The sequence below is a fragment of the Streptomyces coryli genome (assembly GCF_011044975.1).
GTDB lineage: Bacteria > Actinomycetota > Actinomycetes > Streptomycetales > Streptomycetaceae > Streptomyces > Streptomyces coryli.
The window spans coordinates 1-759 of record NZ_JAAKZV010000578.1; the positions used below are offsets into that span (position 1 = coordinate 1).

The window sequence follows — 759 nt, forward strand, 5'->3', positions numbered from 1 at the left end:
CCTCTGGGCAGCAGCCGGTCCTGCGGACCGCGGCGGCGGAGCGGGGGCGGGGGGCGGTTGTGACGGAGGTCGTACCGGATACGGAGGAGGAGTCGGAGGCGCCTTCGGACGGGGGCCGAGGGGCGGACGCGGACGGCGCGGTGGCGCGCCCGGAGGCGGAGGGCGCAGTGGCGCCCTCGGACGCGGGAGGCGCGGTGGCGGCCTCCGAGGCGGAGGCGGAGCACGCTTCCGAGACGGCCGTATCGGAGCCCGAGGACGCCCGCCCGGCGCCGCCGCGGGTCGAGTGGCCCCGGCCTGCCCCCTCCTCGGCTGCCACGGGGAAGATGGCGCCCATCCCTCGCACGCGATCCGGGGAGGCGCCGCCGGGCGAGCCCGCGGACAAGGTCGCGAGCGGGGCGGCGGCCGACAGCGCGGACAGCGCGACAGGCGAGCCCACGGACGCTGCGGAGGACAGGGCCCCGGGCAGCAGCACCACGGACGCGGCCCCCGCCCACAGCGCCGCGGACGGCATGACGGACGAGGCCGCCGCCGACGCCGCGGACGAGCGCGCCGCGCGGGCAGGCACCGCCTTACCGCACCCGGCAACCGAACCCGGCGCGGCACCCCACCCGACCACCGAGCCCGACGCCGCGCACCACCCGACGACCGAACCCGACTCCGCACCCCACCCGACCACTGAACCCGGCGCCGCGTCCCATCCGACAACCGAACCCGACGCCGCGCTCCACCCCACGACGGAGCCCGACGCCACACCCCACC

At 79.3% G+C, this 759-nt stretch carries 1 pseudogene; it reads left to right on the plus strand.

Annotation, left to right across the window (positions count from 1 at the left end):
• Window positions 1-59 precede the first annotated feature (59 nt).
• Window positions 60-759: pseudogene (locus tag G5C51_RS42285) on the plus strand (hypothetical protein); the annotation flags it as partial.